This window comes from Desulfovibrio gilichinskyi (genome assembly GCF_900177375.1).
In the GTDB taxonomy this organism is placed as follows: domain Bacteria; phylum Desulfobacterota; class Desulfovibrionia; order Desulfovibrionales; family Desulfovibrionaceae; genus Maridesulfovibrio; species Maridesulfovibrio gilichinskyi.
In genome coordinates, this window is record NZ_FWZU01000002.1 from 141,973 (window position 1) to 166,961 (window position 24,989).

Here is a 24,989-nt window from a genome sequence, read left to right on the forward strand (position 1 = left end):
CATTTAAGCGCAAAATCAATGAAGAATGGACATCTTATCAAGATTAGACGTATTGCGGCAAATAGTATTAACGGCTCTCTGAAAATCAGAGCGAGGAAGTGGATAAATGTCGCCGCATTTAAATGCAAGGAAAAAAGATATATTAAAAATGCGGATGAATATAATTTCTTATTTTATCTTTAGCAGTGAAAGAAAACCTTCCTTGATAAAAAAACAGTTTCAGGCAAGAACAGCCACACGCGTAGCAAAGGAGGGGGCGTTTGACCATTATAACATTTAATTCGTTACTGGATGAAAAAATAGCAGATACTGCCGCTCAGATGAAAAGGGTGTTGCGTGAGCATGATCCTCTAAAAATTGCGGTAGCATGGACCGGCGGAAAAGATTCCACAGTCGTTCTTGCCATATGGCGTGAAGTTTTGAAGGCTGAAGGAATCTTGACACCTCTATGCTTTTCAATTGACACAGGGGTTAAGTTTCCAGAGGTAATGTCATTCAGGGATAATCTTGCCGAGGATTGGAATATCGATTTAAAAGTGATTCGCCCTGAAGTTGATATAAAAGCATATCCTATCGCAAAAGATACGGTTTCCTGCTGTCGGGATTTAAAAATTATTCCGCTTCAAAAAGCTCTGGCAAAAGAAAGCATTGAGGTCTTAATCACCGGAATCAGACGTGATGAACACCCGAGCAGGGCTGCCAGAGAACCTCTTGAACATCGCGAAAATCCTGATCACACCGTATTTAATCCAATCCTTGAGTGGACAGAAATGGATATATGGTCATTTATAACTATGCATGAAATTCCTCATTGTGAACTTTACGATAAAGGATATAGATCGCTGGGATGTCAGCCCTGCACTGTTCTGGGAGAAGGTGAAGGGGAGCGGCAGGGGCGAAATAAAGATAAAGAAAAGAATCTGGAACTGTTAACTTCGCTTGGATATTTTTAATGAAAATAAATTTTTGTAATACTACTTATATAATAGATAGTTCGTGGGATAATTTTTTTACAGCAGATAGATTGGCGCAACTGGATAAAATCGGTGCAGCAATAGGAACTGATTTTACTCCGCCGGCTGATAAAGTTTTGCGGTTTTCACAAGTTGACCTTGCACGTGTACGAGTAGTCATTCTGGGACAAGATCCATACCCGCAATCAGGCGTGGCAACAGGGCGATCATTTGAGGTCGGTAATATCAAACGCTGGTCGGATTTGAAACGGAACGCTTCACTGGTTAATATGCTTAAGTTGTTGCATAAAAATTATATCGGAGCATCTGACATTGCTGCAATCAGCAAAGTTCGTGAAGATATAGACGAAGGAAGCTTTCCCGTTCTGCCGCCGACGGAACTTTTCAGTCATTTTGAAAAGCAGGGTGTTTTGATGCTGAATGCTGCCTTTACCTGCAAAATTGATAATTCGGGTAGTCACACAGATGTCTGGAAATCATTTTCGCAAGACTTGCTCAGGTTTATTGCAGAAAATAACCCGCAAATTAAATGGTTCCTCTGGGGAAAAGATGCGCAGGAGTTCTGTGCATTTATTTCTGATTCAAAAAAGTTTAAAAGTTATCACCCGCGTTTGTTTGACCAAAAAGAAGGTTCTTTTTTAAAAGAAAACCACTTTGCGAAATGCCCGGAAATTAATTGGGTTGAATAATATAATTAAAAAATCAGTTTCTTTTTTAAATACCCATTCCACAACTAAAAAGTTTTGGGATTCTTAAACCCTTTTCCCAAAAGGGTTTAAGCCGGCCGAGGCTATTATTTCTTTATTGCCGCTATGGTTGGCTCCGAGGCTGATATATATTATGGTTTCGCTCACGCATTTTTGTTAATCGCGATAATTGAATAAATCAGGTGAAAAATGATCAATAGAAAAAAGACTCGTGAACTGTTTATAGGGAATGTAGGAATCGGCGGCGACAACCCTATCAGGGTTCAGTCCATGTGTAATACCGATACCCGTGACGTGCTTGCTACCGGAATGCAGATTAATGCTCTGGCTGAGGCCGGATGTGAGATTGTGCGCGTTGCTGTGCCCGATGAAGCTGCGGCTGCGGCTCTGGCTCCGCTTTGCAAAAATTCTCCGGTTCCTTTGATTGCAGATATTCACTTTGACTACCGCCTTGCCCTTGCTGCAATTGACGCAGGAATTAACGGGTTGCGCATTAATCCGGGCAATATCGGCGGAGAAAAGAAAGTTGACGCAGTTGTTTCAGCTGCAAAAGAGCGTAAAATCCCGATTCGTATCGGTGTAAACGGCGGTTCACTGGACAAGGGACTGCTTGCCAAGTATGGCGGACCCACACCGGAAGCAATGGTGGAAAGTGCACTGGAACATGTGGCTCTTCTCGAGAAAAGAAATTTCCATGATATTAAAATTTCACTGAAATCATCTTCAGTTTTAAATACTATTGCTGCGTATAAACTCCTTTCTGAAAAAGTTGATTATCCACAGCATGTTGGAATTACCGAAGCAGGAACTCTTGTTCGCGGCGCGGTGAAGTCCGCAGTCGGGCTCGGTATTTTGTTCTGGGAAGGTCTGGGAGACACCATGCGTGTTTCACTTACTCATGACCCAGTTGCCGAAGTTGGTGTTGCATGGGAGATTCTGCGCTCTCTGGGACTTCGTGAAAGAGGACCTGAAATTGTGTCCTGTCCTACCTGCGGAAGAACCGAAATCGCGCTTATTGAACTTGCGGAGCAGGTTGAAGAAAATCTGCGCGGGGTTAAAGAAGTTTTCACGGTTGCTGTTATGGGCTGCGTAGTCAACGGACCGGGGGAAGCAAGAGAAGCTGATATCGGAATTGCCGGAGGCCGTGACCTCGGCATAATTTTCAGAAAAGGTGAAGTTGTCCGCAAAATTCATGGTTCAGATAATCTTCTGCCGGAATTTATGAAAGAGATCGAATTATTTTTGGAAGAAAAAAGAGGAAAATAAATGCGTTTAAGCCGTTATTACATACCGACATTAAAAGAAGATCCTTCCGATGCGGAAGTTGTTTCACATAAACTTCTCATGCGCGCCGGAATGATCCGCAAAGTTACCAGCGGAATCTATAATTACCTGCCACTAGGACTGAAGTCTTTGAACAAGGTTGCAAATATAGTTCGCGAAGAAATGAACCGTGCCTACGCGCTTGAAGTGCTTATGCCTATGGTTCAGCCCGGAGATTTGTGGAGAGAGTCGGGCCGCTGGGATTTTTATGGCAAAGAACTGCTCAGAGTCAGCGATCGTCATGGCCGTGACTATTGCCTCGGACCTACGCACGAAGAAGTCGTAACTGACCTTGTTCGCGGTGAAGTTAAATCATATAAGCAGCTTCCGATTAATCTGTATCAGATTCAGACTAAATTTCGTGATGAAATCCGTCCTCGTTTCGGTCTGATGCGCGGCCGTGAATTTGTTATGAAAGACGGTTATTCCTTTGATAAGGATGAAGCCGGAGCAGAAGAATCTTACCGCTTGATGTTTGAAGCCTATAAAAAAGTATTTTCACGCATTGGACTTCGTTTCCGCCCTGTTCAGGCTGACTCAGGTGCTATCGGCGGCGATTTTTCACATGAATTTCATGTTCTTGCTGACACAGGTGAAGACACAATTGCTGTTTGTCAGAACGAAACTTGCGGATATGCTGCCAACCTCGAAAAAGCGAAAGTTAATGCACCCGCAGGCGAATGCGCATGCAAAGCTGAGTGTCCTGCAATTGAAGAAGTTGCAACTCCCGGCAAACACACTGTTGAAGAAGTCTGTGCATTCCTTGAAATTTCTGCTGATAAGCTGATCAAAACTCTGCTGTTTAAAGTTGACGGGGAGCCCGTTGCGGCCCTGGTTCGCGGCGACCGTGAAGTCAACGATGTTAAGCTTAGAAATATGATGGGCGGCAACGAAATAGAATTTGCGCTTGAAGATGAAGTGAAAGAATGGACAGGTGCTCCTGTCGGATTTGCCGGACCAGTCGGGCTGAAAGTTAAACGTATTTTTGCAGATCACGAACTTTGCGCTTCAACCGACTGGGTTGCAGGTGCAAATAAAGCTGATACCCATATCAAGCACCTTTCTCTTGGCCGCGATTGTAAAATTGAAAAATTTGCTGACCTTCGCGTAATCACAGAGAGTGATCCCTGCCCTGACTGCGGTGGCAAAATTGAGTTCACTAAGGGCATTGAGGTCGGTCATGTTTTCAAACTCGGGGAGAAGTATTCCAAAAAACTGGAAGCTACTTTTCTTGATGAAAACGGTAAAAGCAAACCGATGGTCATGGGCTGCTACGGTATCGGCGTTTCCCGCATTGTTGCTTCTGCAATTGAGCAGAATAATGATGAAAGCGGAGCTATTTTCCCTCCTTCCATCGCACCGTTTGAAGTCTGCATGATTTCTCTCGGAGGTAAAGATGAAGCTGTGAACGAAAAAGCCGCGGAACTTTATGAAAAGCTTATGGAAATGGGCATTGATGTCGCTTATGATGACCGCGCTGAAAGACCGGGCGTAAAATTCGCTGAGGCTGATCTCATCGGTTATCCGATGCAGCTGGTTCTTGGCGGTAAAGGTCTCAAGAGCGGCATTATTGAAGCTAAGAACCGCAAAACAGGCGAAAAAATAGAGCTTCCGCTGGAAGGATTCGCAGAGGCATTCACTTCGTGGCGCGCAGAAATATGGCAGTCATGGGGTCTTTCTTTATAGTTAAAAAAAATCTCCCCGCTAAAAGCTGTTTTGGCGGGGAGTTATGCGGAAGGTTTTTTTAAAAAAAGGTCCTTCTCTGATAGCCGAAGGCCAATTCCTCAATATGAGAATATTTTCAGTCAGTGATATTACCCGCGCCGTTAAGGACGTTTTGGAGGCCGAGTTCCCCTTTATATGGGTTAAAGGACAGGTCACTAATCTGGCACGCCCGGCATCCGGTCATGTTTATTTTACGCTGACTGACGGCGACGCGGGGTTGTCCGTAGTCTGGTTCAAAGGCAACCAGCGAGGTGCGTCAGGTGAAAGGGCTGAAGGAGTCACTGGCGATACTGCTGAGAAAATCAATCCTCTGACAGGCGAAGTTGAGTCCGGGGAAACTATTAAGCTTGAGGACGGCATGGAGATTCTCTGCGCCGGACACATGAATGTTTATCCGCCGCGCGGGGCATATCAGCTTATTGCAGAACTGATTCAGGAACATGGAGTCGGTGATTTAAGGCTTGCTTTTGAGGCCATGAAGCGCAAACTGGCGGACAAAGGTTATTTCTCTGAAGATCGCAAGATGGAGATTCCCCGTTCGCCTTCAAAAGTAGCTGTTGTAACGGCTCCTTCAGGCGCGGCTATAATGGATTTTCTGCGCATAGCGCAGGGCCGTGGAACCGGGGCCGAGATCAGGATTTATCCTACGCTGGTTCAAGGAGATAAAGCTCCTGTCCAGATTGCTAAAGCCATTGATAAGGTCTGCGAAGATGGCTGGGCTGAGGTTTTGGTGCTGATTCGCGGTGGCGGTTCACTTGAAGATTTGTGGGCGTTTAATACTGAATCTGTTGCGGACGCGCTTTTCAGATCGACAGTTCCGGTTGTCTGCGGAGTCGGGCATGAAGTTGATATTTCAATTGCCGACTATGTTGCGGATAAAAGGGTTGCAACTCCCAGCCACGCCGCTCAGGAACTCTGGCCAAGGCGTGAAACCCTTATGCAGAGCGTTGATGAGCTGGAAAGCAAATTGGTTCGCAGTTATAAAAATTTTCTTGAAGTCAGAAATTCCAGACTTGAAACTTTGCGAAAAGGGCTGACATGGCTTTCACCTTCGCAAAAAATTGATAGACTTCTCAGTTCCTTCAGTGATGAAAATCTCAGACTGAAAAGAGCTGCCGATCTTTTTACAGATCGCAAATCTTCAGAGCTTGAGGCTCTGATATATAGACTTACCGGCGTACTTGATGAAAGACATTTTGAAAGTATTGATAGAGAAATATCACATCTTTACGCAATGCTTGAAAGAAACGGAAAGATCTTTATGGATAATAAGTTTTCTGAATTTGACAATATGGCTAATTCCTTGCGAATGCTTGATCCTGAAATGCCTCTTGAACGCGGGTACAGTCTTGTTACAGTTGAAAAGAGCGGAACATTTTTGCGAAGCCCGGATGAAGTCATGAATGGTGACGGGCTGCGTGTTAGAGTTAAATCCGGAGAAATTCGGGCAAAGGTTGTAGGCAAATGAGAATTTTAGAGATTCAATTGAAAAGTTCCATGAAGTATATGAAAGTTTTTACCCTTGTAATCGTCTGCTGTTTATTTTTTGCGTCGTCAGCATTCGCGGCTGTTTCCTTGGCTTATCCCCAGAAAGCAGGACTTGGTGAACCTTTTCTGGTCAGAATAACTTCTGATACAAATTTGGATTCTGCTTCGGTAAATTGGCTCGGAGCGGCGGTCCATCCGGAAATTGAAAATTGGAAAGGAAAGTATGTAGCCCTTGTAATGCTTGGAACAGATGTCCTTAATGATAAAGCAGGTAAGAAAAATCTGACTATAAAAGTTGTTGAGAATGGAAAAGAACGTAGTTTTAAACGGAAGATTAAAATTTATAATAAGAAATATAAAGTGCAGCGGCTGACTCTTCCAGAAAAAATGGTAACTCCGCCCAAAGAAGTTCTTGAACGTATCAGGCACGATAGCGTAGAAGTTAAAGCTGCAAAAGAGACTCAGTCTGCCAAAAAAATGTGGGCTGTTCCTTTTATTAAACCGACAAAAGGTGCTGAATCAAGCCCTTACGGGGCTAGGCGGATTTTAAACGGTATCCCAAAGAATCCTCATCGCGGACTCGATTTCAGAGGGACGAAAGGAACGGATGTCTGCGCAATGGCGGATGGGAAAGTTATTCTTGTTAAAAATCACTACTATGCAGGTAATTGTATCTACCTTGATCATGGTAACGGGGTTGTTACGATGTATTTCCATCTTTCGCAATTCGATGTTAAGGAAGGCGACATGGTTGTACGCGGGCAGACTATCGGGCGTATCGGAGCAACCGGAAGAGTAACCGGACCACATTTGCATATGAGTGCAAGTGTACAGGGAAAACTGGTTGATCCAAGCTTTCTGCTTGAAAAAAATACTGATAAGCTGCTCGGTCTTTAGAACGCAGACAGATGAATAACTATATGAAATAATTATATGAAAGATAATAAAAATTTTGAAGAAAGACTGGAGCGTTTGAAAGCAATTGTCGCAGGTCTTGAACAGGGTGATCTCCCCCTTGAAGAGGGCGTTGCTCTTTTTAAAGAAGGACAGTCGCTTGCTAAAAAATGTGCGGATCAGCTCCAGAAAGCCGCGAATGAAGTTAAAATTGTTGGTGACGGGTTAATTAAAGATTTTGAAGCTAAAGTTGAAAATGAGGATATGACTGATGACAATTAAAGAAAAACTTGCAGTACATGCTGCAGAAGTTGAGCAATATCTCGCAGAGTGTCTTAAAGGTCGCGGCATACCTTATGGTCTGCTTGAATCAATGGATTACAGCCTTCTTGCAGGCGGTAAACGGCTTCGCCCTGTGCTGGCACTTGTGTGGGCGCAGATGCTTGGAGCGCAGAAAGAAGCGGTTATGCCTTTTGCCGCAAGCCTTGAGCTTATCCATACCTATTCTTTAATCCATGATGATCTACCTGCAATGGATAACGATGATTTAAGACGCGGCAAGCCTTCCAATCATAAAAAATTTGATGAAGCCACAGCAATTCTTGCCGGAGACGGACTGCTTACAGAAGCTTTCGGTCTTATGACACAGGCAAAAGCTCCGGCAGAAGTTGTAGTAGAAGCTATCAGCCTCGCGGCTTATTCTGCAGGAGCTTGCGGAATGGTCGGCGGTCAGGCTGTTGATATGAGCTATACAGGACGCGATGGCGTAACTCTTGACGAACTTAAAGTTATGCACGCAATGAAAACCGGGGCTTTGATTCTTGCCGCCTGCAAGTCAGGAGCTATTCTGGCCAGAGGAGTCGGCGCAACTGATGATGATGTCAGACGGGCAGAAGAGTATGGCCGTTTGATCGGCGTTGCATTCCAGATTGTAGATGATGTTCTTGATGTTGTGGGCGATGAAGCTTCCCTTGGAAAACCTGTAGGAAGTGACGAAGAACAGGGCAAATCGACTTACCCCTGTCTTATCGGACTTGAAGAAAGTAAAGAGCTTGCACGTAAATATGTGGATGAAGCAGTGGAACTTCTTTCCCCGTATTCCGGTGCAGAAGCTGATTTATTGTCAGAGCTTGCGCAATATATAGTTGATAGAGTTTATTAATCACTGATTTTTTATTCTAAGTGCGGTGGCGTTTTTTGTTTTAGGCGGTTAACACTGTTAAGTGGTCTTTGAGATTACAGGTGAATATTGGCCTATGTTTTTGAGTAGTATAACCCGGTGCGAGGTTCGGGGAATATGAGCAGTTCTGAAAAGTCATGTAAATGCGGGGAGTATCCCCTGCTTAAAAGTATAAAGAATCCTGTACAGGTTCAGTCTCTTGGAAAAGAAGAGCTGGTTCAGCTTGCTGACGAACTTAGACAGTGTATTATAAATACCGTTTCCAAGAGTGGCGGGCATCTTGCTCCTTCTCTTGGTGTAATTGAGTTAACCATCGCACTTTTTAAGTGTTTTGATTTTGATACTGATCGTATCGTCTGGGACGTCGGCCATCAGGCTTATGCTCATAAAATTTTGACCGGGCGTTATGAACAGTTTCATACGTTACGCCATAAAGACGGCATCAGCGGTTTTCCGCGCATGTCGGAAAGTCACTATGACCATTTCGGCGTAGGTCATTCAAGTACGTCTATTTCTGCCGTTCTAGGGATGGCTGTTGCTAATGACCTTGACGGCGGCGGCCGCAATTGTGTTGCTGTTATTGGTGACGGATCAATGACTGCCGGGCAGGCTTTCGAAGGTCTTAATCAGGCCGGAGGAATGAAGCGCAAGATGGTTGTCGTTTTAAACGATAATGAAATGTCTATTTCCGCTAATGTCGGAGCGTTATCTTCATTTTTAAGTCGTAAGTTGTCTCATCCTGTTTTGACCAGATTCAAAAGAGATTTTGAAAGTCTTTTGAAGCAGATACCTAAAATAGGTGATGACCTTGCTATGTACGCAAGGCGCGGCGAAGATTCGTTTAAAAGTTTCTTTACTCCGGGAATGCTTTTTGAGGCACTTGATTTTACCTACCTTGGACCGATTGACGGGCATAACACTGCTGATCTTATTGAAGTTTTCGAGCAGGTTAAAAAACTTGATACTCCAGTGCTGGTCCATGTCCTGACTAAGAAAGGCAAAGGGTACACACCGGCTGAAGAAAATCCGACACATTTTCACGGTGTCGGCAGTTTTGAGCCTGAAACAGGTATGGCCGCCAAATTTAAAGGCGGGCTGCCTTCATATACTGAAATTTTCGGTAAAACTCTCTGCCAGCTTGCAGCAAAAGATGACAAAATTATGGCCATCACCGCTGCGATGCCGGAAGGAACCGGAACCGATTGTTTCAGAGAAACTTATCCTGATAGATTTGTCGATGTAGGTATATGCGAACAGCATGCCGTAACTTTTGCCGCAGGACTTGCAACCATGGGGTATAAGCCGGCTGTTGCAATTTATTCGACATTCTTCCAGAGAGCGTACGATCAGATAGTACATGACGTTTGTCTGCAAAATTTGAATGTTAACTTTTTCTTAGATCGCGGAGGACTCGTCGGCGCTGACGGTGCAACGCATCACGGCGTATTTGATATGTCTTTTATGCGCCATATTCCAAACCTCATCTACATGGCTCCTAAAGATGAAGCTGAGCTTGCACGTATGGTTGCGACCGCTTTTAATTTTAACGGCCCCGCAGCGGTCCGTTACCCACGCGGAGTTGGAATCGGGGCAATAATGGACAAAGAACCTTCTTTGCTTGAAATAGGTGAAGGGGAGCTTCTTCGTGATGGATTTGACGGAGTAATCATTACTCTGGGGTCCAGAGTCTGGCCTGCCGTTGAAGCTGTCGAAGAGCTTGATGACGAGTATGGAGTCTCCATTGCTATTTTTAACACTCGCTTTTTAAAGCCGCTGCCTGAAAAACAGCTTCTGGAATTGGCTTCCCGCTTTAAACGGATAGTCATTGTTGAAGAAAATGCTAAAGCCGGTGGTTTCAGTTCAGCTGTTGTCGAGTTTTTTGTTGATCAAGACGTGCTTGACGGGCATCACATTAAACGTCTTGGTATTCCTGATCAATTTATTGAGCACGGAACACAGAAAGAACTCCGTGAAGAAATCGGTATTGATAAAAACGGAATGAAGAATGCGATGCTTGAACTACTTGATAAAAAATAGTTTTTGCTGAAAGAATAAAAAAACCTGCCGGAGAGATCCGACAGGTTTTTTTGTGCCTAATTTTATTTCTAATTCACTATCAGCAGTACATTACCGGTGTCAGCGGTAATTCCGTCAGGTGCATTTTCCCCGAAAGTCTGTAGCACTAGATTCGCATCAACAATAACTCCCTGCTCAAGCAAGCTGGCACCGACTTCTTTAGCAATAAGGTTGAAGAGCTTCACTTTCAGCAAAATCTCTCCTTCACCCACATCTTCGGTGTTTTTTGCGCTGATTTCACTGCGAAAAGGGCTTATTGGAGTATCGCGGCCCATTGCCATACCCGCAACGCCGGGCAAGGCCCCTGAAAGTGATAATATATCGCCATCTTTAACTTTGACGATATCGATATTATCCGCAGGGCAATTGTTAAGAAAAACAGTTCTGATTCTGCTTTCTATATATTCAGGTAAAAAGCCGGTACCTGCTAGGAGAAATTCTCTTATGCTCATTCCGGCAATTCCGCGCACGCCGACTCCTTTTTGAAGAAGCATTACAATACCTATTGTTCCGGCTGCGACTGTTACAGATTTTAAATTTTCGTACATGCTCACCCCGTATCGGTTTTATTCGTTGTCGTGGGTATTATGCTTTTTATGATATAATATGCTGTTTTATTTGATTTTTAAATAATGGACCTAACAAGGTGTCTTGTCAAATATGGGAACAAGAAAGATACGCGGATATAAAAAAGGCCCATCTGAATGGAATAAATTCTGTGACCGATTTGAGCACTTAAGAATTTATTATTCAGATGAACCTTTTACAGTTTATAAAATATTGAGCAAAAATATCTATTTATTTTTATTCATTTCCTCTTCACGTAAAGCACGTCTAAGTACTTTACCTACCATTGTTTTCGGCAGCTCTTTACGGAATTCAACCTGTCTTGGTACTTTATATCCTGCAAGTTTTTCACGGCAATAGGCAATTATCTCTGTGCGATCCATCGATTGCCCTTCTTTAAGTACAATATATATTTTAACAACTTCACCACGGGTCTTGTGCGGTAAGCCTACTGTTACAGCTTCCTGAATTTTAGGATGTTCGTATAATACTTCATCCACCTCACGCGGGTAAATATTGTAACCGCTGGAAATGATCATATCTTTTTTGCGGTCCACTATATAAAAATATCCTTCCTCATCCATATAAGCGATATCTCCGGTGTAAAGCCAGCCGTTGCGTATTGCTCCGGCAGTTTCATCGGGTTTGTTGTAGTACCCTTTCATGACCTGAGGACCGCGAACAATCAGTTCTCCCATTTTTCCAGGAGCCAAGGGAATGCTTCCCACTTCCATATCTACAATTGCGGCATCTGTTCCAGGGACAGGGACACCGATTGATCCCGGCTTTTTCTTTCCGTCAAGCGGGTTGAGATGCGTTACAGGGGAGGCTTCCGTCAGTCCGAACCCTTCAACAATGGTTGCACCGAAAACGGAATCAAACTGCTTAATCGCTTCAACAGGCATAGGGGAGGACCCTGAAATGCAATATTTAATCGACGCAATATCAAATTTAGCTAATTCTTTTTGCTGGAGCAGAGAGATATATAAAGACGGTGCGCCGGGGAAAAGAGTCGGCTTAAGTTTATGCATTGCCTTAAGAACATCAAGCGGCACATAGCGGGGAAATGGAACCATAGTGGCTCCAAGTGATGTAGAATAATTGAGACAGACAGTAAGGCCATATATATGAAAATAGGGGAGAATTCCAAGTACTACCTCTTGCTGTCTTCCCAGTTTATGAAGCATAGCATGAAACTGCTGAATATTGGCCCCGAGGTTTGCATGTGTGATTTTGCACCCCTTGGAAAGTCCTGTTGTTCCTCCTGTATACTGGAGCAGGGCTGTATCTTCAAGCGGGCGTATATTCGGGGCTGAATATGTTTCTTTGCCTTCAATCAGATTCTTCCATTTTAGGACGGAAGAATCGTTATATGGAATTTTAGGCGTGTTTTTATCTTTCAGTCTTCTGAGCTCATATAAGTGCTTGAGTGGGAATTTTAGAGCGTCTGAAATTTTGGTGATAAAATATTTTTGGACAGGAAGTTTGTCACGCAGTTTAAGCAGCTTGGGCCAAAGCATGTCCAGAGTAATGATAAATTTTGCACCTGAATCATTTAACTGATGGACTATTTCAGTTTCCATATAAAGCGGGTTTGTCATTGTGACAACGCCGCCTGCTTTGAGTATGGCCCAGTAAGAAATAATCATCTGCGGTGTGTTCGGAAGCATTAAAGCGACTCTGTCGCCTGTTTCGATTCCGTTTTTGCGCAGATTCGCCGCCATTACTTCCGCATAGCTTTTCAGCTTTTCATACGTAATTGACCAGTTCTGAAATTCAATGGCTTTTCGCTTAGGCCATTTTTCAGCAGTTCTATCCAGATATTCAAAAAGAGGGCAGTAATTGAAATCCAGATTTTTGGGTACTTCCGGATCGTAATGATCAAGCCATGGGCGAATAGGTTCCACTCAACACCTTCCGATTATTCAATATTAATCTGATACCCTCAAATTAAGGGCAGGTCTTAGCTGCAGGGAGGCGCGAGTATAATGATCAGTTTAAGTTCTGGCAAGTATGTATATTAATTGCGTGTTGCCGTGGTAAAAATGGAAAGAATGTAATCTGTTAAATTCTTATTTGCTCCCTGCCCGCACTCTGAAAAAGGGCATCCTAATACAAAAGGGACTTCTAGTGGTCTTGGAGTGCCATGATAAACAACGATGTCACGCTGATCTTCATCGGCTTTTATGAGAACCTGCGTGGTTATAAAGCAAGAATCCGGTCCACTTTTAATTCTCTGTATCTCTGGGGACCATTCACTGACAATAACAGGGTAATCATCAAAAAAAGGCCAGTCTCCGCCATCATCAACTGCAAAACCTACAGTCTCAGAACTTTCCGCTACAGCCTGTTTAGGAGAAATACTGCCGATCCTGGCTTCAATCAGATAATCAACGTTACCGTCCGGATTATAATGGTATCCTAATCCTTGCAGCGCAGATATTATGTTTTGCTCCATGGGAACAATTCCGGATTCAAGCCTTTGAACGCTGCCGTCATTGTTTAGCTGAAATAAAACAACTTTGACATTGAACGACCCTGATTTAGGGTTGAATATCGTCATTGGAACAGCAGGTTTAACTTCATGGCTTGCACAACCTGCCAGCGTCAGCAAAAATATGAATGTAATTAATTTTACAATTGCAGATTCTTTAAGCATAGTATCCTCAGTTTTTATATAAAATTATTGCTAAGAGCTTTCTTATACCATTAAGGTGAATGGGGCAAACATATAGCAAAAGTCTGCGGTGAATTTTAATGGTCCAGATCAGCCATTCTTGGTTAAACGTGATGATCTGAATCTGTAATATATGCTCAGTTTAGAAATTGAGCGGGGGATTTTATGAGCGGGAAGGATATACTGCTGGATACGGGGACAAATGAGTTTGAAATAATTGAATTTTATATTGATGAAGCAAAAGCTGATGTCAATGATAAGGATTATTTCGGAATAAATGTTGCCAAAGTTTTGGAAGTTGTTGAGGCCCCGAAGGGACTGGAAGCAGCTGAAGGAGCTCCTCATCCGAGTTATCTGGGAACAATGTCTCTGCGTGATATAATTCTACCGGTGATTGATTTATCGGTGTGGCTGGGGATTGAACGTAAGGAATCAGAATTTCAATTAATTATTGTGACTGAGATTAATTCTGTCATTACCGGTTTTCTTGTCAGCGGAGTGACCCAGATTCACAGGATAGGGTGGACTGACTTAAAGACGCCGAGTAAATATATCGCTGATATGGGCTCAAACTGCATCACAGGGACAATAGATTTGAATGATCGTTTTGTCTTAATGATAGATCTTGAAAAAATTCTTGGTGAGCTTGATCCGAGTATGGCTGAAAATCTGGAAGGAGGAGGTTTGTCGGCTCCTGAAAAGTGGTCAGCACTTATTGTAGATGATTCCGCCTCTGTCCGGACCCTGCTTAACAAAAATTTCGAAGCAGCCAACTTTGATGTTAAACTTTTTACCAATGGCCTTGAAGCGTGGGAAGGATTGCTTGCCATGCGCAATGAAGCAAAGAATAGCGGAAAATCGATTACTGACATGCTTGATGTTATTGTTTCTGATATAGAGATGCCGCAAATGGATGGCTATACGCTTACCCGTCAGATCAAGGAAGATTCTGAATTATCAAAGCTTCCTGTAATTTTGTTTTCTTCGCTGATAACCAAGGGGCTTTATCATAAGGGCGAGAAAGTTAAGGCAGATGATCAGGTTACAAAGCCGGAATTCGGCGCGCTTACAGGGCGGGCTATTGCGCAGATAGAAAAATATAGAGCAAAACGTGCGGAAGTTCTGTAATAACAAGATAATACAGAGCCCCTGTCGGTGATTCCGGCAGGGGCTTTAAATATTTATGCGGATTATTTTTTGCGCCAGCCTCGTTCTTTCATACATTTCTCAAAAATATTAGCCTGCGAGTAGTTCTCGGAAAATTCGGCTTCATATGTTGTCGGCTCCGGTGGAGCGTCGTCAGTTTCTGCTCCGATTGGGTCAATTTCAGCTGACTGCTGTCCACAGAAAGCTTTATCCTTTGCGAGGATCTCATTTCGCTGGGCAGGGTCAACCAGATTTGGATTCTGCCATTTAGAACATCCTCCGATAATCAGCAGTGCAGCTATAACAGTCAAAATTTTTTTCATAGTTAACTCCGTTTCTTTATTCCGGTTTAAGGTCGCGTTCCATCAGGTCACAAACTGCTTTATCAGGGTCTTTGTCTTTGTACAGTATTTTGTAGACTTGTTCGGTAATCGGCATTTCAACGCCTAACTTTTTAGCTAGAGTATGAACAGATTCTGCTGTTTTAACTCCTTCGGCGACCATTCTCATTTTAAGGATTTCAGAAAGCTTAAGACCTTGTCCCAGTTTTAAGCCGACTTGTCGGTTGCGGGAAAGATCTCCGGTGCAGGTGAGTATGAGATCTCCGAGTCCGGACAGTCCCATGAACGTTGCGGGATTTGCTCCCATTGCAACGCCGAGTCTGCTCATTTCGGTAATACCTCGAGTTATGAGAGCTGCTCTGGCATTGTTTCCGAAATTCAGACCGTCAGCTATTCCGGCGGCTATGGCCATAACATTTTTTATGGCACCGCCCAGCTCAACACCTCGGAAATCTGGATTGGTGTATACTCTTAAATAATTATTGGCAAAGAAAGCCTGAACTTCTTTTCCAAGCTCTTCATCTTCGCATCCCAAAACTATGGAAGTGGGTTTTTGCGCGCTTAATTCATAAGCAAAGGTCGGCCCTGAAAGGTGTCCGTATCTTGGGTTTAGTCCTTCAAGAGCTTCCTCAATGACTTGAGACATAGGTGCGCCTGAATTCAGTTCAATTCCCTTGCTGGCGCAGATTATTGCAGGATTTTTAGGAAAGAGGTGCTTGAGACTGATCAAAGATGAGCGCATGAACTGGCTTGGAACAACAAGAATAAAATATTCTGCTCCGTCCATGACTTTTGCAGGATCGCAGTCACATTTGAGTTTTTTTGAAAGGTCACAATTCGGTAAGTATATTGTATTGCGGCCAGTTTTTTTTATCTCATCAATCAGTTCCGCACTTCTGCCCCAGAGGCTCGCGTCATGATTATTCCGGGCAAGCGTGTTTGCTAAAGCGGTACCCCACGCTCCGGCACCAATAACAGCAATCTTCATATTTACTCCTTCAAAACAAAATATTGGAATTCCTCAAAAAAGGTTTCATCTCTTTTGCGGATATTATTTACATACACTTAACCGGAGTAATGTACGCATACTAAGTGATTATGGCAACCCGCATCACCGCAAGAAGAGCTTATCTGAATAGTATAAGCTTTACTTTATCTCTTTTAGTGTATAGAATAACTTGTATTTATAAATAGCTTAAATTGCAGGAGATTGTCATGAACGATACTGTTAAAGCTGAATGTCCTTACTGTTCCTTTAATGGGCCGCACCATTTATATAAAGCCATAACTCATGTTATAGTTTTAAACTCATGCAGCACACATGACGGGCAGAGTCCTACGGCTGACTCGGATGTGTATATATGCGGAAATTCTCTGTGCGGGAAACCTTTTAATGTTAAAAAGTAGATTATGCTTGAATCTGAGCTTGAAATTAAAAAAGGTGTGCCGTTAACGCCGGATCAGCAGCAAAGGTTTGAAAAGCTCGAGCAGGGTAAATATGGTGTGGCAGCGCACCTTCAAACTTATTCAGCTATATTATCTGCAACAAATATAGCCATGCTGGGATTGATTAATACTTTTACCTCAGCCGGAACAGGGTTTCAAAGTTACTGTTTTTATGGATCTGTTTTGGGGTATATTATTTCTTTGCTCATCTGCCTGTATGCCTTGTATCCAAGGTATGCAGCAGTTCCCATGTCTGAGATCAAACTTGAGATAATAAATGAAAATAAAGAAATTGCGCGAGCAAATAAGTGGCTTAAAGAGGCTTTCTTTATTTGTCTTATAGCGATTGCTTTATCGGTCCTGACAATCCTAAACAGTATTTTTTGTTAATAGCCTTTAATCAGCAAAAAGAGGGTGCATTGCACCCTCCTTGTTAGAGATTGTTTGCCGAATTTAAACAGATCAGAGAGGCCCTGTGCTCATCACATGCGACAGATCTTCGATCTTTCCAGTCTTGATTCGGTATTCATAAATCTTCTGCATATCTTTGTAGACTTGGAATACTTGGAAGAAACCATGCCAATGGGCATAGTCCGGTCCATTCATCGCTGCGCCTTGGCGTGCGCGTCTGCCGCAATGGTGCCAGAGGTAGTACATCAGCTCCTGAAATCCGTCGTTCCAAGGATCATCAATCAGCAACAGATTCTTTTCAGCTAGTTCTTTTTGCATCTTCGTCGCGCCGTCCCAATAGGTGTTGTAAAGATCTACAGCATCATCAAGGGTTTTGCGTTGGACATTTGTGTGAGTCGTGCCGTGGCAGTTGACACATACCTGACGCATAAGTTCATCACCTTTTTCGCCGTCTCCGCGTTCTCCGCTGCGGATGACGCTCTTCTGGTGCATCAAATCCCACTTGAGGCGTTCATTGATGTTATGAGTGGTACTCAGTTCGCCGATTCCGCTCATATGGCAGACTGCGCAGGTAGGGGCTTCATAGTCGCCCGGCTGCCACGCGTCAGGAGCACTGTCCCATCTCCAGTCTTCACCATGTGCGGCGTAACGTTGACCGTGCTTACTTTCCTGATAAATTTCAATATCCGGATGGTCCGGTCCCAGATGACAACTGGCGCAAGCTTCCGGCTTCCGGGCTTCCTCGATGGAGAATTTGTGTCTGGTATGGCACACAGTACAAGTACCGATTGATCCATCGGGATAACGTGTTCCTACGCCGCCCGGCCAAGTGTTTTTGATAGGTTTGTTGTCCGGTCCAAGTTCAACCTGAGTCCCGTGACACATCTGGCAGCCGGCTGAACGTGAAGCCGTGCTTTGAGGTGCATCGTCTTTTACTCCGATAAACTGTGCGCCTTCATAGTAATACATCAGTTTTATAAATTTTTTGTTGTCGATGACCGGATTTCCGGCAAGCTTGGCATGTCCGCTTTTCAGGAACTGATCGACTTCCTGTGGGTGGCAGCGGGAACATGTTTTAGAAGAGACCATCGGGGAAATAAAAATTTTAGTTCCTTTAAGCCCTTCGCATTGACTTGCCATTGGTGATGTTTTTTCAACAACATGACAATCATAACAGGATACTGTGGCGTGAGCCATTTTCCCTGATTTCCAATCATCAACAATTCCGGGAGTTTTCTTGGCATGACATTCAATACAATTTGTAGCGTCTTTAGAAAACCCTCTTTTAACCACCAGCTCTTTAGGAGCAAGGTTTGGAAAAGGAGCCGTAGTTTGTGCAGCATAAGCAACTGCAACCGACAGTGTTATGACCATCCCGGCTATCACTAATTTAATTACCTGCTTTAACATGATTCCCCCCAATTAAAATCATAAGTCCTTTTCAAAGAACTTGTTAGCCATTTCAATCATGTCTTTGTGACCGACATGAGGGTGGCAACTTGCGCATTTCTTATCCGTCTGTCCGTACAGATAAGCCCGATGGGCGAGAAGAGCTCCAGGTTTAACACCTCTTGGTTCCAGCTTAATGTGGCAATGCCTGCATGCGCTGTCGTAGGTGAATTTCAGCCTGTTCTTCTCGGCATTTTCGGCCCAGTCGAACTCTGAAGGGTTGAACGTGAAGTTATGGATTACGTCACTTGTTCCGGTGATTGCTTTGGTGGTCAGATATTCAAGAAAGTTTCCATGCGGCAAATGACAATCTACACATTGGGCCGCAAAGCCCTGCGGATTTTCTCCTCCGTGTATAGACTGCTGCCAAGCCGCTCTGAAAGGTTTCATTCCATGACAAGTTTGACAGAAAACATCTGTATTTGTCGTATCTATCATAAACCCAGATGCAAGCACCGTAACAACTGCTACCAAAAGTCCCGTTGCAACTCCCCAACGCCATCTTCGACTGAAACCGCTCCCCCCTTTGGGTTTAGGGTTTTTCGGCATTTTTCAGTCACCTCCATGTTGTTAGGATTTGTCTCTTAACTTACTGATTTATTATCTGTTTTTTTGAACACCTCCTTAAAAAAAATTAATAGTTCTATAAATATCTCATCATTAGAAAATTGTGTCTATGACTTAAGTCAAAAGATTTGGATGTATGAAAAAAAGTGGAGTGTGGAATTTTTGAGCCTATACAAACTGCTCATGGTAATTAATTGTGTTTCAACCCTTGAGCATGAAGCAATATGCAGGTATCACCTTTTTATAAAAACGAACCCGGTCTGAGTCAGGCCGCAGTCAAGGATGGGATATGGCTATAAAATTTACTGAGATTGAAGAAAACATTTTGGCACTTGCAGGTGGAACTCTTTCCGAAAGTGCCACTCCTTATGCTGATATAGCTGAGAAAGTCGGGACTGATGAAAATACAGTTATCGAATTGCTGACTCGTCTTAAAGATGAAAAAATAATTCGCCGTTTCGGTGCCACTCTAAGGCATCAAAAAGCTGGATACGGGGCTAACGCAATGGTTGCGTGGCGTGTGGAAGCTGATCAGAATCCTGAGAAAATCGGCGAACAGATGGCGAAAAGACCGGAAATCAGCCATTGTTATCTGCGTAGTGTTTTCCCTGAGTGGCCTTACAATTTATACACTATGATTCACGGCAAAGGTCTTGATGATTGTAAAAAAGTAGTAAGTGAACTGATGGCGGAAACAGGCATCACCGATCATTGTATCTTGAAAAGTTTGAAAGAACTCAAAAAAACCTCAATGAAATATTTTGAGTTCAAAAAGAGCTCTTAATTACTGTTAGAAAATATTTTTAAGTTCATTTAAAAATAGTGTTATACCTCAATGCTTAAAATTATAGATAGGAGTGTCTTTTATGGCTTCATCTTCTGATCTTTTTAAACACGCGCAGGAAGTTCTACCCGGCGGTGTTAACAGCCCTGTCAGAGCTTGCAAGAGCGTCGGCTGTGATCCTCTTTTCATAGAAAAAGCAGACGGCAGTCGTATGTGGTCTGTCGACGGGCAGGAGCTCATCGATTACGTAATGAGTTGGGGCCCGATGATGCTCGGTCATGGGTATCAGCCTATTAAAGACGCTGCACATAAAGCCGTGGATATGGGCGCAAGTTATGGCGCACCGTGTCCTGATGAGATAACTCTTGCGGAAGAAATTATTAAAATGATTCCATCTATTGAGATGGTCCGTATGGTTAATTCCGGAACCGAAGCAACCATGAGTGCTCTGCGTCTTGCACGTGGCATAACCGGGAGAGATAAAGTCCTTAAATTCGAAGGATGTTATCACGGGCACAGTGATTGTTTTCTCGCCAGTGCCGGATCAGGACTCGCAACTTTTTCTATTCCCGGAACCCCCGGTGTTCCAGAAGGCACAGTTAAAGATACTTTGCTTGCTCCATACAATGATTTAGCCGCAGTTAGAGCCGTTTTTGAAAAAGAAGGCAAAAACATTGCTGCTATTATTGTAGAACCTGTTGCCGGAAACATGGGACTCGTCCTCCCTGCTGAAGGATTTTTACAGGGACTTCGCGATATTTGCGACGAGTACGGTGCACTTTTAATTTTCGATGAAGTGATCACCGGATTCAGAGTCTCCGCCGGCGGAGTACAGAAGCGTTTCGGAGTTGAAGCAGATCTGACTACTTTGGGTAAGATTATCGGTGGCGGTTTCCCCGTAGGAGCATACGGAGGAAAGAGTAAATTTATGAACCGTATTTCCCCTTGCGGTGACGTTTATCAGGCTGGAACTCTTTCCGGTAATCCTGTTGCCATGGCAGCAGGTATTGCTACTCTTCGTGCTTTACAGAAGCAGGACTACGAAGCTCTCGAAGCTCGCACGCTTAAGCTTGCACAGGATCTTAAAGCCGCACTCGAAGTGAACGGATTCAAAATGACTTTGAATCATATTGCCTCGATTTTTACCTTGTTCTTTACTGACAAGCCGGTAACTGATTTTGCGTCTGCAAAGACTGGCGATGCTGATATTTATTCTGCTTTTTATCGCCATATGCGTGCAAAAGGTATTAACCTTGCTCCTTCAGCGTTTGAATGTACTTTCACTTCTTTCGCGCACAGCGAAGCTGATTACGAAGCTACTCTTGAAGCTGTTAAAAGCTTTAAAGGTTAATTTATTAAGAACTCTTTGATGTCCAGAGTGGGAAATTTTTGTAAGAAGTTTCCCACTCTGGACTCCCCTTTCAAACTTTTTTTAGTAAGTTTTTACCTCTGCTAGTTTTAACCGAAGTTTCTTGCGCCTTGGTTGATGTTTCTATATGTTTCAAGGTAGTGAACTCAATAATCAAGGCTGGTTTTACGCGCCATGTTGAAAAAAATATTAAATATGGTTTTGCTGCTTTTATGTCTGCTGACGATTCCGTCCGTTGCGGGTACAGCTAATAGTGCGGTGCGTTCCGGCCAGAATTCATCTGCTCCTTCCCCTTTTTCTTTTTCCGGAAGTTCCGGTTCTTATAAACTCGGTGATTCTGTTTTTAGCCTAAGCGCGCCAGGAGCTTTGACAGATGATCCGGACGACCAGAATAGTGATCCCAAACTTCATAACACTGAATTCTCCTACAAAATTGACAACAAAGTTAGCGCGACTGTTTTGTCTACAAACTACCTTCTTGATAAAGAACTTGTTGAATTTGGCGGAAAATATAAATGGCTTGGCATGGATGATCGATGGGCCGGAGTTGCGGATATAACAGGATCAAGTAACTTTTTACAGCTCTCCACGTCCCATGCGTTTTTGCTGAGTGATGACACTGGCGAAGGGCTTGGTCTCATGCGTTTTTCCCTTGCGTATCTTGAAAAAGAGATAAAACAGGATTTTGATTTTAGCGGAACACAGAAATACCGTATGCCTCAGTATAATATCGGCGCAAAATATGAAAAAGAGTTTGAACCGATTGAAGATTTTTATAGCGTGTTTGAAGGAAGCTACAATTATTACTATGCTGACGGGGCAAGTCTGATCCCGGAGAAAGCAATGGCTGCTGCAGATACGACCACTGCTTTTGTAGGATTCGGAGGCGGTAGCCAGCATGTCGCCAAGATACGGAATAATTTCGGCAATGATTGGTTCAAAGTCTCTGGCGGACTTGGTATTGAATATACGCAGTTTAATTCCGTGTCGGATGTTGATCTGGGGCGCGAAGATGTAGCCCGTCTGACCACAGAACTTGGCGGAACTGTTAATGTTCTTGACTGGTTGCAACTGGATAGCGGCTGGAAATGGTCCGATATGCAGTCCGTCTATCGCGGTGGAATTAATGCTGATGCCGGACCTGCTGTAGTCGCATTCAAGGCGAAAAAAGTTGAGAATCGTTTTGCTGTAGATGATGAAAGGCTTGCTTTAGAACTTAATTTCCCTCTCTGGGATATAGTTTCATTTTTCAAAGGAGATTTGAATCAGGCGTTCCGCGGGGATCATAAAAAGTTGAATTTTAGTGATAATCTTAAATTCTCCGCTGAGAATCCCGCTCCTGTAAGGTTCAGCAGTGCTATGACTGATGCAGGTAGAGTTGAAGGCAGTGCTGATAAAGTTATCAAAGTTCACCGTTTTAAAGAGCGGAGTATTGCCGGTAACTAGCTGAGGCCGGTCTGTCTGTAGTCTTTTCGAATCTGCCATGTTCTCTTCTCCTTTGCTTTGTTTATCTTTTTTCCGTATTTACTTCTTATGAGCAATTCTAAAACAGCTATTTATTCCCTCACTGCAAAAGGTGCAGACCTTGCGCGTAAAATTGCGTTTGCAACAGGCTCGGTTTCATACGTCCTAGAGCGTTATGCTGAAGAAAGTGATATACCGTTCACTGGATTCACGTCTCTCATTTCAGATACTTTTTCTGCTTATGAATCACATATTTTTATTATGGCTTCGGGTATTGTTGTTCGGGCGATAGCTCCGCATTTAAAATCAAAGGATACCGACCCCGCTGTAGTTGTACTTGATCAGGAAGGGCGATTTGCAATTTCGCTTGTTTCCGGTCATTTAGGCGGTGCTAATGAGCTTGCCCGTATGGTTGCAGGTCAGATCGGAGCGACTGCTGTTATTACAACCGCTACGGATTGTGCCGGGGTTCCTTCAATCGATATGCTTGCACGTGCCAGCGGGTTGGTAATCGGTGATACAGGCTCAATTAAGCATGTAAATTCGGCTTTGCTTGATGGTGATAAAGTAGGGGTATATGACCCTGAAATATTTCTGAATATAGACGGGCTAAGTGAGTTTTTTTATAAAGTTGATAACGTTGCAGATCTTGATGAATTGCGATGCGGTGTCTGCATTGATTGGCGCATTCACGATTTGCCTGAAAACGTGCTGAAACTTTATCCGAAGTGTTTACGGCTCGGAGTAGGATGTCGCAGAGGCGTGCCGGCTGAAGAGATTAATGCGCTGGTAACGGATGTTCTGGCGGATCATGGAATTGCTCTGCAATCAATTGTTTCACTTGGAACTATAGATGCGAAAAATGATGAAGTAGGAATGCTTGAATTTGCACGGCAGAAGAACTTGAAAATAAATTTTTTCAGTGCAGATGAATTAGAAGAAATTAAAGGAACCACTCCTTCGGGACTGGTGATGAAACATATGGGAGTTGGCAGTGTATGCGAAGCAGCAGCAATGAAACAGTCCGGGGGGGACAATCTGATTGTCCCGAAGAAAAAAAGTGCACGGGTGACAATGTCTCTGGCCAAGGATGTGCGGGTAAAGGGTGTTTAAAAATAGTCGGCCTCGGCCCCGGTGATGAATGTTTAATGTCGCCGCATGCACGTGAAGCTATCCATCTGGCTGACGTTGTGGTAGGGTACACAGGCTATATAAAATTAATTGCTCCGGATTTGCTTGAGGGTAAAGATGTTTTATCCACAGGTATGATGGCGGAAGTTGAGAGATGTCGTAGGGCTGTTGATGAAGCCGTGGCCGGAAGAAATGTTGCAATGGTTTGCAGCGGCGATCCCGGCATCTATGCCATGGCCGGGCTTGTTATGGAACTTTTGGAAACACACGATTTTTTCAGTGATATCTGTTTTGAAGTTATCCCGGGTATTCCGGCTTTCGCTGCTGCGGCAGCTTTGCTAGGAGCCCCGCTTATGCACGATTTTGCCTCTGTCAGTTTAAGTGATCTGCTTACGCCTTGGGATAAGATTGAAAAACGGATCAGGTGTGCGGCTGATGCCGACTTTGTAATCGCAATTTATAATCCCCGTTCTAAAAAAAGAGCCGGACATTTAATTGATGCTATAAATATTATAAAGTTATTCAGACGCGGATCAACACCTGTCGGGATTGTAAACAGGGCTTATCGTGAAGGCCAAAAGGTTCAATTAGTGACTCTTGATACCGTGAATGAACAGGATGTTGATATGCAAACTGTTTTGATTATTGGTAATTCTTCAACTAGAGAAGTTGCCGGTAAAATGCTGACCCCGCGCGGTTATGCCGGAAAGTACGACATATAATAATTCTAAAAAGTTTTTTATTTAATAGCAGTTAATGGATTGTTTTTATTGAGTGTGCTTGACATGGTTTTTTTTCTAAATTAAATCTCCAAGAAGACTGTAATTAGGTTAACGTTATTTTAATGGAGGAAAATTAGGATGAAAAAGACCTTATTGATTTGTATGGTTACAGCTGCATTGGTATGTGCGTTTGCACTTCCATCTTTGTATGCTGTAGACGCTCCCGGCGATTTGGTTATTAAAGCGCCTGCCGGCACTAAGATGACCAAAGAACCTGTTAATTTCTCACACAAAGGACATGCTGCTCTTGACTGTAAAAAGTGTCATCACAAATGGGATGGTGCCGGTGCAATTAAGAAATGTGATTCTGAAGGATGTCATATCGACACAAGCAAAGAAGGTAAGAGTGCTCCAACTTCTTACTACTCCGCTTTTCATGGTAAAGCAGATAACAGCTGCGTAGGCTGTCATAAAGCTATGAAGAAAGATAAAGCTAAGACTGGTCCTACCAAATGTAGCGATTGTCATCCTAAGAAGTAAGTCTTCTT

At 43.5% G+C, this 24,989-nt stretch carries 25 protein-coding genes; 18 read left to right on the forward strand and 7 right to left on the reverse strand.

Features of this window, described 5'->3' with window-relative positions:
- Window positions 1–260 precede the first annotated feature (260 nt).
- The 9 genes from B9N78_RS05575 to dxs all read left to right on the forward strand — a co-directional run bounded on the left by B9N78_RS05575 (window position 261) and on the right by dxs (window position 10,328).
- Window positions 261–953, forward strand: coding sequence for a phosphoadenosine phosphosulfate reductase family protein (locus B9N78_RS05575; protein WP_245805476.1), 693 nt, complete (start codon window positions 261–263; stop codon window positions 951–953).
- The gene (locus B9N78_RS05580) at window positions 953–1,663 is read left to right on the forward strand and encodes a uracil-DNA glycosylase (RefSeq protein WP_170921379.1); all 711 of its coding nucleotides are present in this window, start codon (window positions 953–955) and stop codon (window positions 1,661–1,663) included. The genes B9N78_RS05575 and B9N78_RS05580 overlap by 1 nt, the downstream gene beginning before the upstream one ends.
- Before the next feature lie 207 nt (window positions 1,664–1,870).
- Window positions 1,871–2,947 (forward strand): flavodoxin-dependent (E)-4-hydroxy-3-methylbut-2-enyl-diphosphate synthase, encoded by a 1,077-nt coding sequence (gene ispG / locus B9N78_RS05585; protein WP_085099639.1) that lies wholly within the window; start codon window positions 1,871–1,873, stop codon window positions 2,945–2,947.
- Window positions 2,948–4,690: a proline--tRNA ligase gene (locus B9N78_RS05590; protein ID WP_085099642.1), complete on the forward strand. Its 1,743-nt coding sequence runs from the start codon at window positions 2,948–2,950 to the stop codon at window positions 4,688–4,690. It begins immediately after the preceding gene.
- A gap of 103 nt (window positions 4,691–4,793) precedes the next feature.
- Window positions 4,794–6,197 (forward strand): exodeoxyribonuclease VII large subunit, encoded by a 1,404-nt coding sequence (gene xseA / locus B9N78_RS05595; RefSeq protein WP_085101263.1) that lies wholly within the window; start codon window positions 4,794–4,796, stop codon window positions 6,195–6,197.
- Window positions 6,194–7,114 carry a M23 family metallopeptidase gene (locus B9N78_RS05600; protein ID WP_245805477.1) on the forward strand — a complete coding sequence of 307 codons (921 nt, stop codon included), beginning with the start codon at window positions 6,194–6,196 and terminating at the stop codon, window positions 7,112–7,114. Before xseA ends, B9N78_RS05600 begins: the two co-directional genes overlap by 4 nt.
- A 36-nt stretch (window positions 7,115–7,150) precedes the next feature.
- On the forward strand, window positions 7,151–7,393 hold the full coding sequence (locus B9N78_RS05605; protein WP_085099645.1) for an exodeoxyribonuclease VII small subunit: 243 nt from the start codon (window positions 7,151–7,153) through the stop codon (window positions 7,391–7,393).
- Window positions 7,383–8,273, forward strand: a complete 891-nt coding sequence (locus tag B9N78_RS05610; RefSeq protein WP_085099647.1) for a polyprenyl synthetase family protein — start codon at window positions 7,383–7,385, stop codon at window positions 8,271–8,273. Before B9N78_RS05605 ends, B9N78_RS05610 begins: the two co-directional genes overlap by 11 nt.
- Before the next feature lie 135 nt (window positions 8,274–8,408).
- Entirely contained in the window at window positions 8,409–10,328 is a 1,920-nt protein-coding gene (dxs, locus tag B9N78_RS05615; protein WP_085099650.1) for a 1-deoxy-D-xylulose-5-phosphate synthase, read from the forward strand.
- A gap of 68 nt (window positions 10,329–10,396) precedes the next feature.
- Here dxs and B9N78_RS05620 read toward each other — a convergent pair whose 3' ends face one another.
- The 3 genes from B9N78_RS05620 to B9N78_RS05630 form a co-directional block, all read right to left on the reverse strand.
- Window positions 10,397–10,915, reverse strand: coding sequence for a hypothetical protein (locus B9N78_RS05620; RefSeq protein ID WP_085099656.1), 519 nt, complete (start codon window positions 10,913–10,915; stop codon window positions 10,397–10,399).
- A gap of 246 nt (window positions 10,916–11,161) precedes the next feature.
- Complete coding sequence (locus B9N78_RS05625; RefSeq protein ID WP_085099659.1) at window positions 11,162–12,841, reverse strand: long-chain-fatty-acid--CoA ligase; 1,680 nt, start codon at window positions 12,839–12,841, stop codon at window positions 11,162–11,164.
- Between the two features lie 113 nt (window positions 12,842–12,954).
- A complete protein-coding gene (locus B9N78_RS05630) occupies window positions 12,955–13,593 on the reverse strand; it encodes a hypothetical protein (protein WP_085099661.1) in 639 nt (212 codons plus the stop codon).
- Window positions 13,594–13,776: 183 nt separating this feature from the next.
- Between B9N78_RS05630 and B9N78_RS05635 the strand changes: the two genes are divergently transcribed.
- Window positions 13,777–14,739, forward strand: coding sequence for a chemotaxis protein (locus tag B9N78_RS05635; RefSeq protein ID WP_085099664.1), 963 nt, complete (start codon window positions 13,777–13,779; stop codon window positions 14,737–14,739).
- A 62-nt stretch (window positions 14,740–14,801) separates the two neighbouring features.
- Here B9N78_RS05635 and B9N78_RS05640 read toward each other — a convergent pair whose 3' ends face one another.
- Together B9N78_RS05640 and B9N78_RS05645 are read right to left on the reverse strand one after the other, a co-directional pair.
- Window positions 14,802–15,080, reverse strand: a complete 279-nt coding sequence (locus tag B9N78_RS05640; protein WP_085099668.1) for a hypothetical protein — start codon at window positions 15,078–15,080, stop codon at window positions 14,802–14,804.
- 16 nt (window positions 15,081–15,096) lie between these two features.
- A complete protein-coding gene (locus tag B9N78_RS05645; protein WP_085099671.1) occupies window positions 15,097–16,086 on the reverse strand; it encodes an NAD(P)H-dependent glycerol-3-phosphate dehydrogenase in 990 nt (329 codons plus the stop codon).
- A 227-nt stretch (window positions 16,087–16,313) separates the two neighbouring features.
- On the opposite strand from B9N78_RS05645, the gene B9N78_RS05650 reads away from it, so the two are divergent.
- Both B9N78_RS05650 and B9N78_RS05655 read left to right on the forward strand, forming a co-directional pair.
- A complete protein-coding gene (locus B9N78_RS05650) occupies window positions 16,314–16,505 on the forward strand; it encodes a hypothetical protein (protein ID WP_085099674.1) in 192 nt (63 codons plus the stop codon).
- Between the two features lie 3 nt (window positions 16,506–16,508).
- Window positions 16,509–16,934: a hypothetical protein gene (locus B9N78_RS05655; protein WP_085099677.1), complete on the forward strand. Its 426-nt coding sequence runs from the start codon at window positions 16,509–16,511 to the stop codon at window positions 16,932–16,934.
- 72 nt (window positions 16,935–17,006) lie between these two features.
- On the opposite strand, the gene B9N78_RS05660 is transcribed toward B9N78_RS05655, so the two are convergent.
- Window positions 17,007–18,365, reverse strand: a complete 1,359-nt coding sequence (locus B9N78_RS05660) for a multiheme c-type cytochrome (protein WP_085099680.1) — start codon at window positions 18,363–18,365, stop codon at window positions 17,007–17,009.
- 18 nt (window positions 18,366–18,383) lie between these two features.
- Entirely contained in the window at window positions 18,384–18,953 is a 570-nt protein-coding gene (locus tag B9N78_RS05665) for a cytochrome c3 family protein (RefSeq protein WP_085099682.1), read from the reverse strand.
- Between the two features lie 307 nt (window positions 18,954–19,260).
- Here B9N78_RS05665 and ahbB point away from each other — a divergent pair, with 307 nt between their 5' ends.
- The 6 genes from ahbB (at window position 19,261) to B9N78_RS05695 (ending at window position 24,981) form a co-directional block, all read left to right on the forward strand.
- Entirely contained in the window at window positions 19,261–19,755 is a 495-nt protein-coding gene (gene ahbB / locus B9N78_RS05670) for a siroheme decarboxylase subunit beta (protein WP_085099685.1), read from the forward strand.
- Between the two features lie 82 nt (window positions 19,756–19,837).
- Window positions 19,838–21,106 carry a glutamate-1-semialdehyde 2,1-aminomutase gene (hemL, locus tag B9N78_RS05675; RefSeq protein WP_085099688.1) on the forward strand — a complete coding sequence of 423 codons (1,269 nt, stop codon included), beginning with the start codon at window positions 19,838–19,840 and terminating at the stop codon, window positions 21,104–21,106.
- 192 nt (window positions 21,107–21,298) lie between these two features.
- Window positions 21,299–22,570, forward strand: coding sequence for a hypothetical protein (locus B9N78_RS05680; RefSeq protein ID WP_085099691.1), 1,272 nt, complete (start codon window positions 21,299–21,301; stop codon window positions 22,568–22,570).
- A gap of 87 nt (window positions 22,571–22,657) precedes the next feature.
- Window positions 22,658–23,701, forward strand: coding sequence for a cobalt-precorrin 5A hydrolase (locus tag B9N78_RS05685; RefSeq protein WP_137982497.1), 1,044 nt, complete (start codon window positions 22,658–22,660; stop codon window positions 23,699–23,701).
- Window positions 23,587–24,441 (forward strand): precorrin-3B C(17)-methyltransferase, encoded by an 855-nt coding sequence (gene cobJ, locus B9N78_RS05690; protein ID WP_085099695.1) that lies wholly within the window; start codon window positions 23,587–23,589, stop codon window positions 24,439–24,441. Before B9N78_RS05685 ends, cobJ begins: the two co-directional genes overlap by 115 nt.
- A 138-nt stretch (window positions 24,442–24,579) precedes the next feature.
- Window positions 24,580–24,981: a cytochrome c3 family protein gene (locus B9N78_RS05695; protein ID WP_085099698.1), complete on the forward strand. Its 402-nt coding sequence runs from the start codon at window positions 24,580–24,582 to the stop codon at window positions 24,979–24,981.
- Window positions 24,982–24,989 lie beyond the last annotated feature (8 nt).

Bases quoted from the DNA above. Each gene is read 5' to 3' on its own strand.
- B9N78_RS05590 (WP_085099642.1), top strand. From the start codon at position 2,948: ATGCGTTTAAGCCGTTATTACATACCGACATTAAAAGAAGATCCTTCC.
- B9N78_RS05630 (WP_085099661.1), bottom strand. From the start codon at position 13,593: ATGCTTAAAGAATCTGCAATTGTAAAATTAATTACATTCATATTTTTG.
- B9N78_RS05655 (WP_085099677.1), top strand. From the start codon at position 16,509: ATGCTTGAATCTGAGCTTGAAATTAAAAAAGGTGTGCCGTTAACGCCG.
- B9N78_RS05605 (WP_085099645.1), top strand. From the start codon at position 7,151: ATGAAAGATAATAAAAATTTTGAAGAAAGACTGGAGCGTTTGAAAGCA.
- B9N78_RS05580 (WP_170921379.1), top strand. From the start codon at position 953: ATGAAAATAAATTTTTGTAATACTACTTATATAATAGATAGTTCGTGG.
- ahbB (WP_085099685.1), top strand. From the start codon at position 19,261: ATGGCTATAAAATTTACTGAGATTGAAGAAAACATTTTGGCACTTGCA.
- B9N78_RS05640 (WP_085099668.1), bottom strand. From the start codon at position 15,080: ATGAAAAAAATTTTGACTGTTATAGCTGCACTGCTGATTATCGGAGGA.
- B9N78_RS05650 (WP_085099674.1), top strand. From the start codon at position 16,314: ATGAACGATACTGTTAAAGCTGAATGTCCTTACTGTTCCTTTAATGGG.
- xseA (WP_085101263.1), top strand. From the start codon at position 4,794: ATGAGAATATTTTCAGTCAGTGATATTACCCGCGCCGTTAAGGACGTT.
- hemL (WP_085099688.1), top strand. From the start codon at position 19,838: ATGGCTTCATCTTCTGATCTTTTTAAACACGCGCAGGAAGTTCTACCC.
- B9N78_RS05680 (WP_085099691.1), top strand. From the start codon at position 21,299: ATGTTGAAAAAAATATTAAATATGGTTTTGCTGCTTTTATGTCTGCTG.
- B9N78_RS05685 (WP_137982497.1), top strand. From the start codon at position 22,658: ATGAGCAATTCTAAAACAGCTATTTATTCCCTCACTGCAAAAGGTGCA.
- B9N78_RS05600 (WP_245805477.1), top strand. From the start codon at position 6,194: ATGAGAATTTTAGAGATTCAATTGAAAAGTTCCATGAAGTATATGAAA.
- B9N78_RS05645 (WP_085099671.1), bottom strand. From the start codon at position 16,086: ATGAAGATTGCTGTTATTGGTGCCGGAGCGTGGGGTACCGCTTTAGCA.
- B9N78_RS05610 (WP_085099647.1), top strand. From the start codon at position 7,383: ATGACAATTAAAGAAAAACTTGCAGTACATGCTGCAGAAGTTGAGCAA.
- B9N78_RS05665 (WP_085099682.1), bottom strand. From the start codon at position 18,953: ATGCCGAAAAACCCTAAACCCAAAGGGGGGAGCGGTTTCAGTCGAAGA.
- B9N78_RS05695 (WP_085099698.1), top strand. From the start codon at position 24,580: ATGAAAAAGACCTTATTGATTTGTATGGTTACAGCTGCATTGGTATGT.
- B9N78_RS05620 (WP_085099656.1), bottom strand. From the start codon at position 10,915: ATGTACGAAAATTTAAAATCTGTAACAGTCGCAGCCGGAACAATAGGT.
- cobJ (WP_085099695.1), top strand. From the start codon at position 23,587: ATGCGAAGCAGCAGCAATGAAACAGTCCGGGGGGGACAATCTGATTGT.
- dxs (WP_085099650.1), top strand. From the start codon at position 8,409: ATGAGCAGTTCTGAAAAGTCATGTAAATGCGGGGAGTATCCCCTGCTT.
- ispG (WP_085099639.1), top strand. From the start codon at position 1,871: ATGATCAATAGAAAAAAGACTCGTGAACTGTTTATAGGGAATGTAGGA.
- B9N78_RS05660 (WP_085099680.1), bottom strand. From the start codon at position 18,365: ATGTTAAAGCAGGTAATTAAATTAGTGATAGCCGGGATGGTCATAACA.
- B9N78_RS05635 (WP_085099664.1), top strand. From the start codon at position 13,777: ATGAGCGGGAAGGATATACTGCTGGATACGGGGACAAATGAGTTTGAA.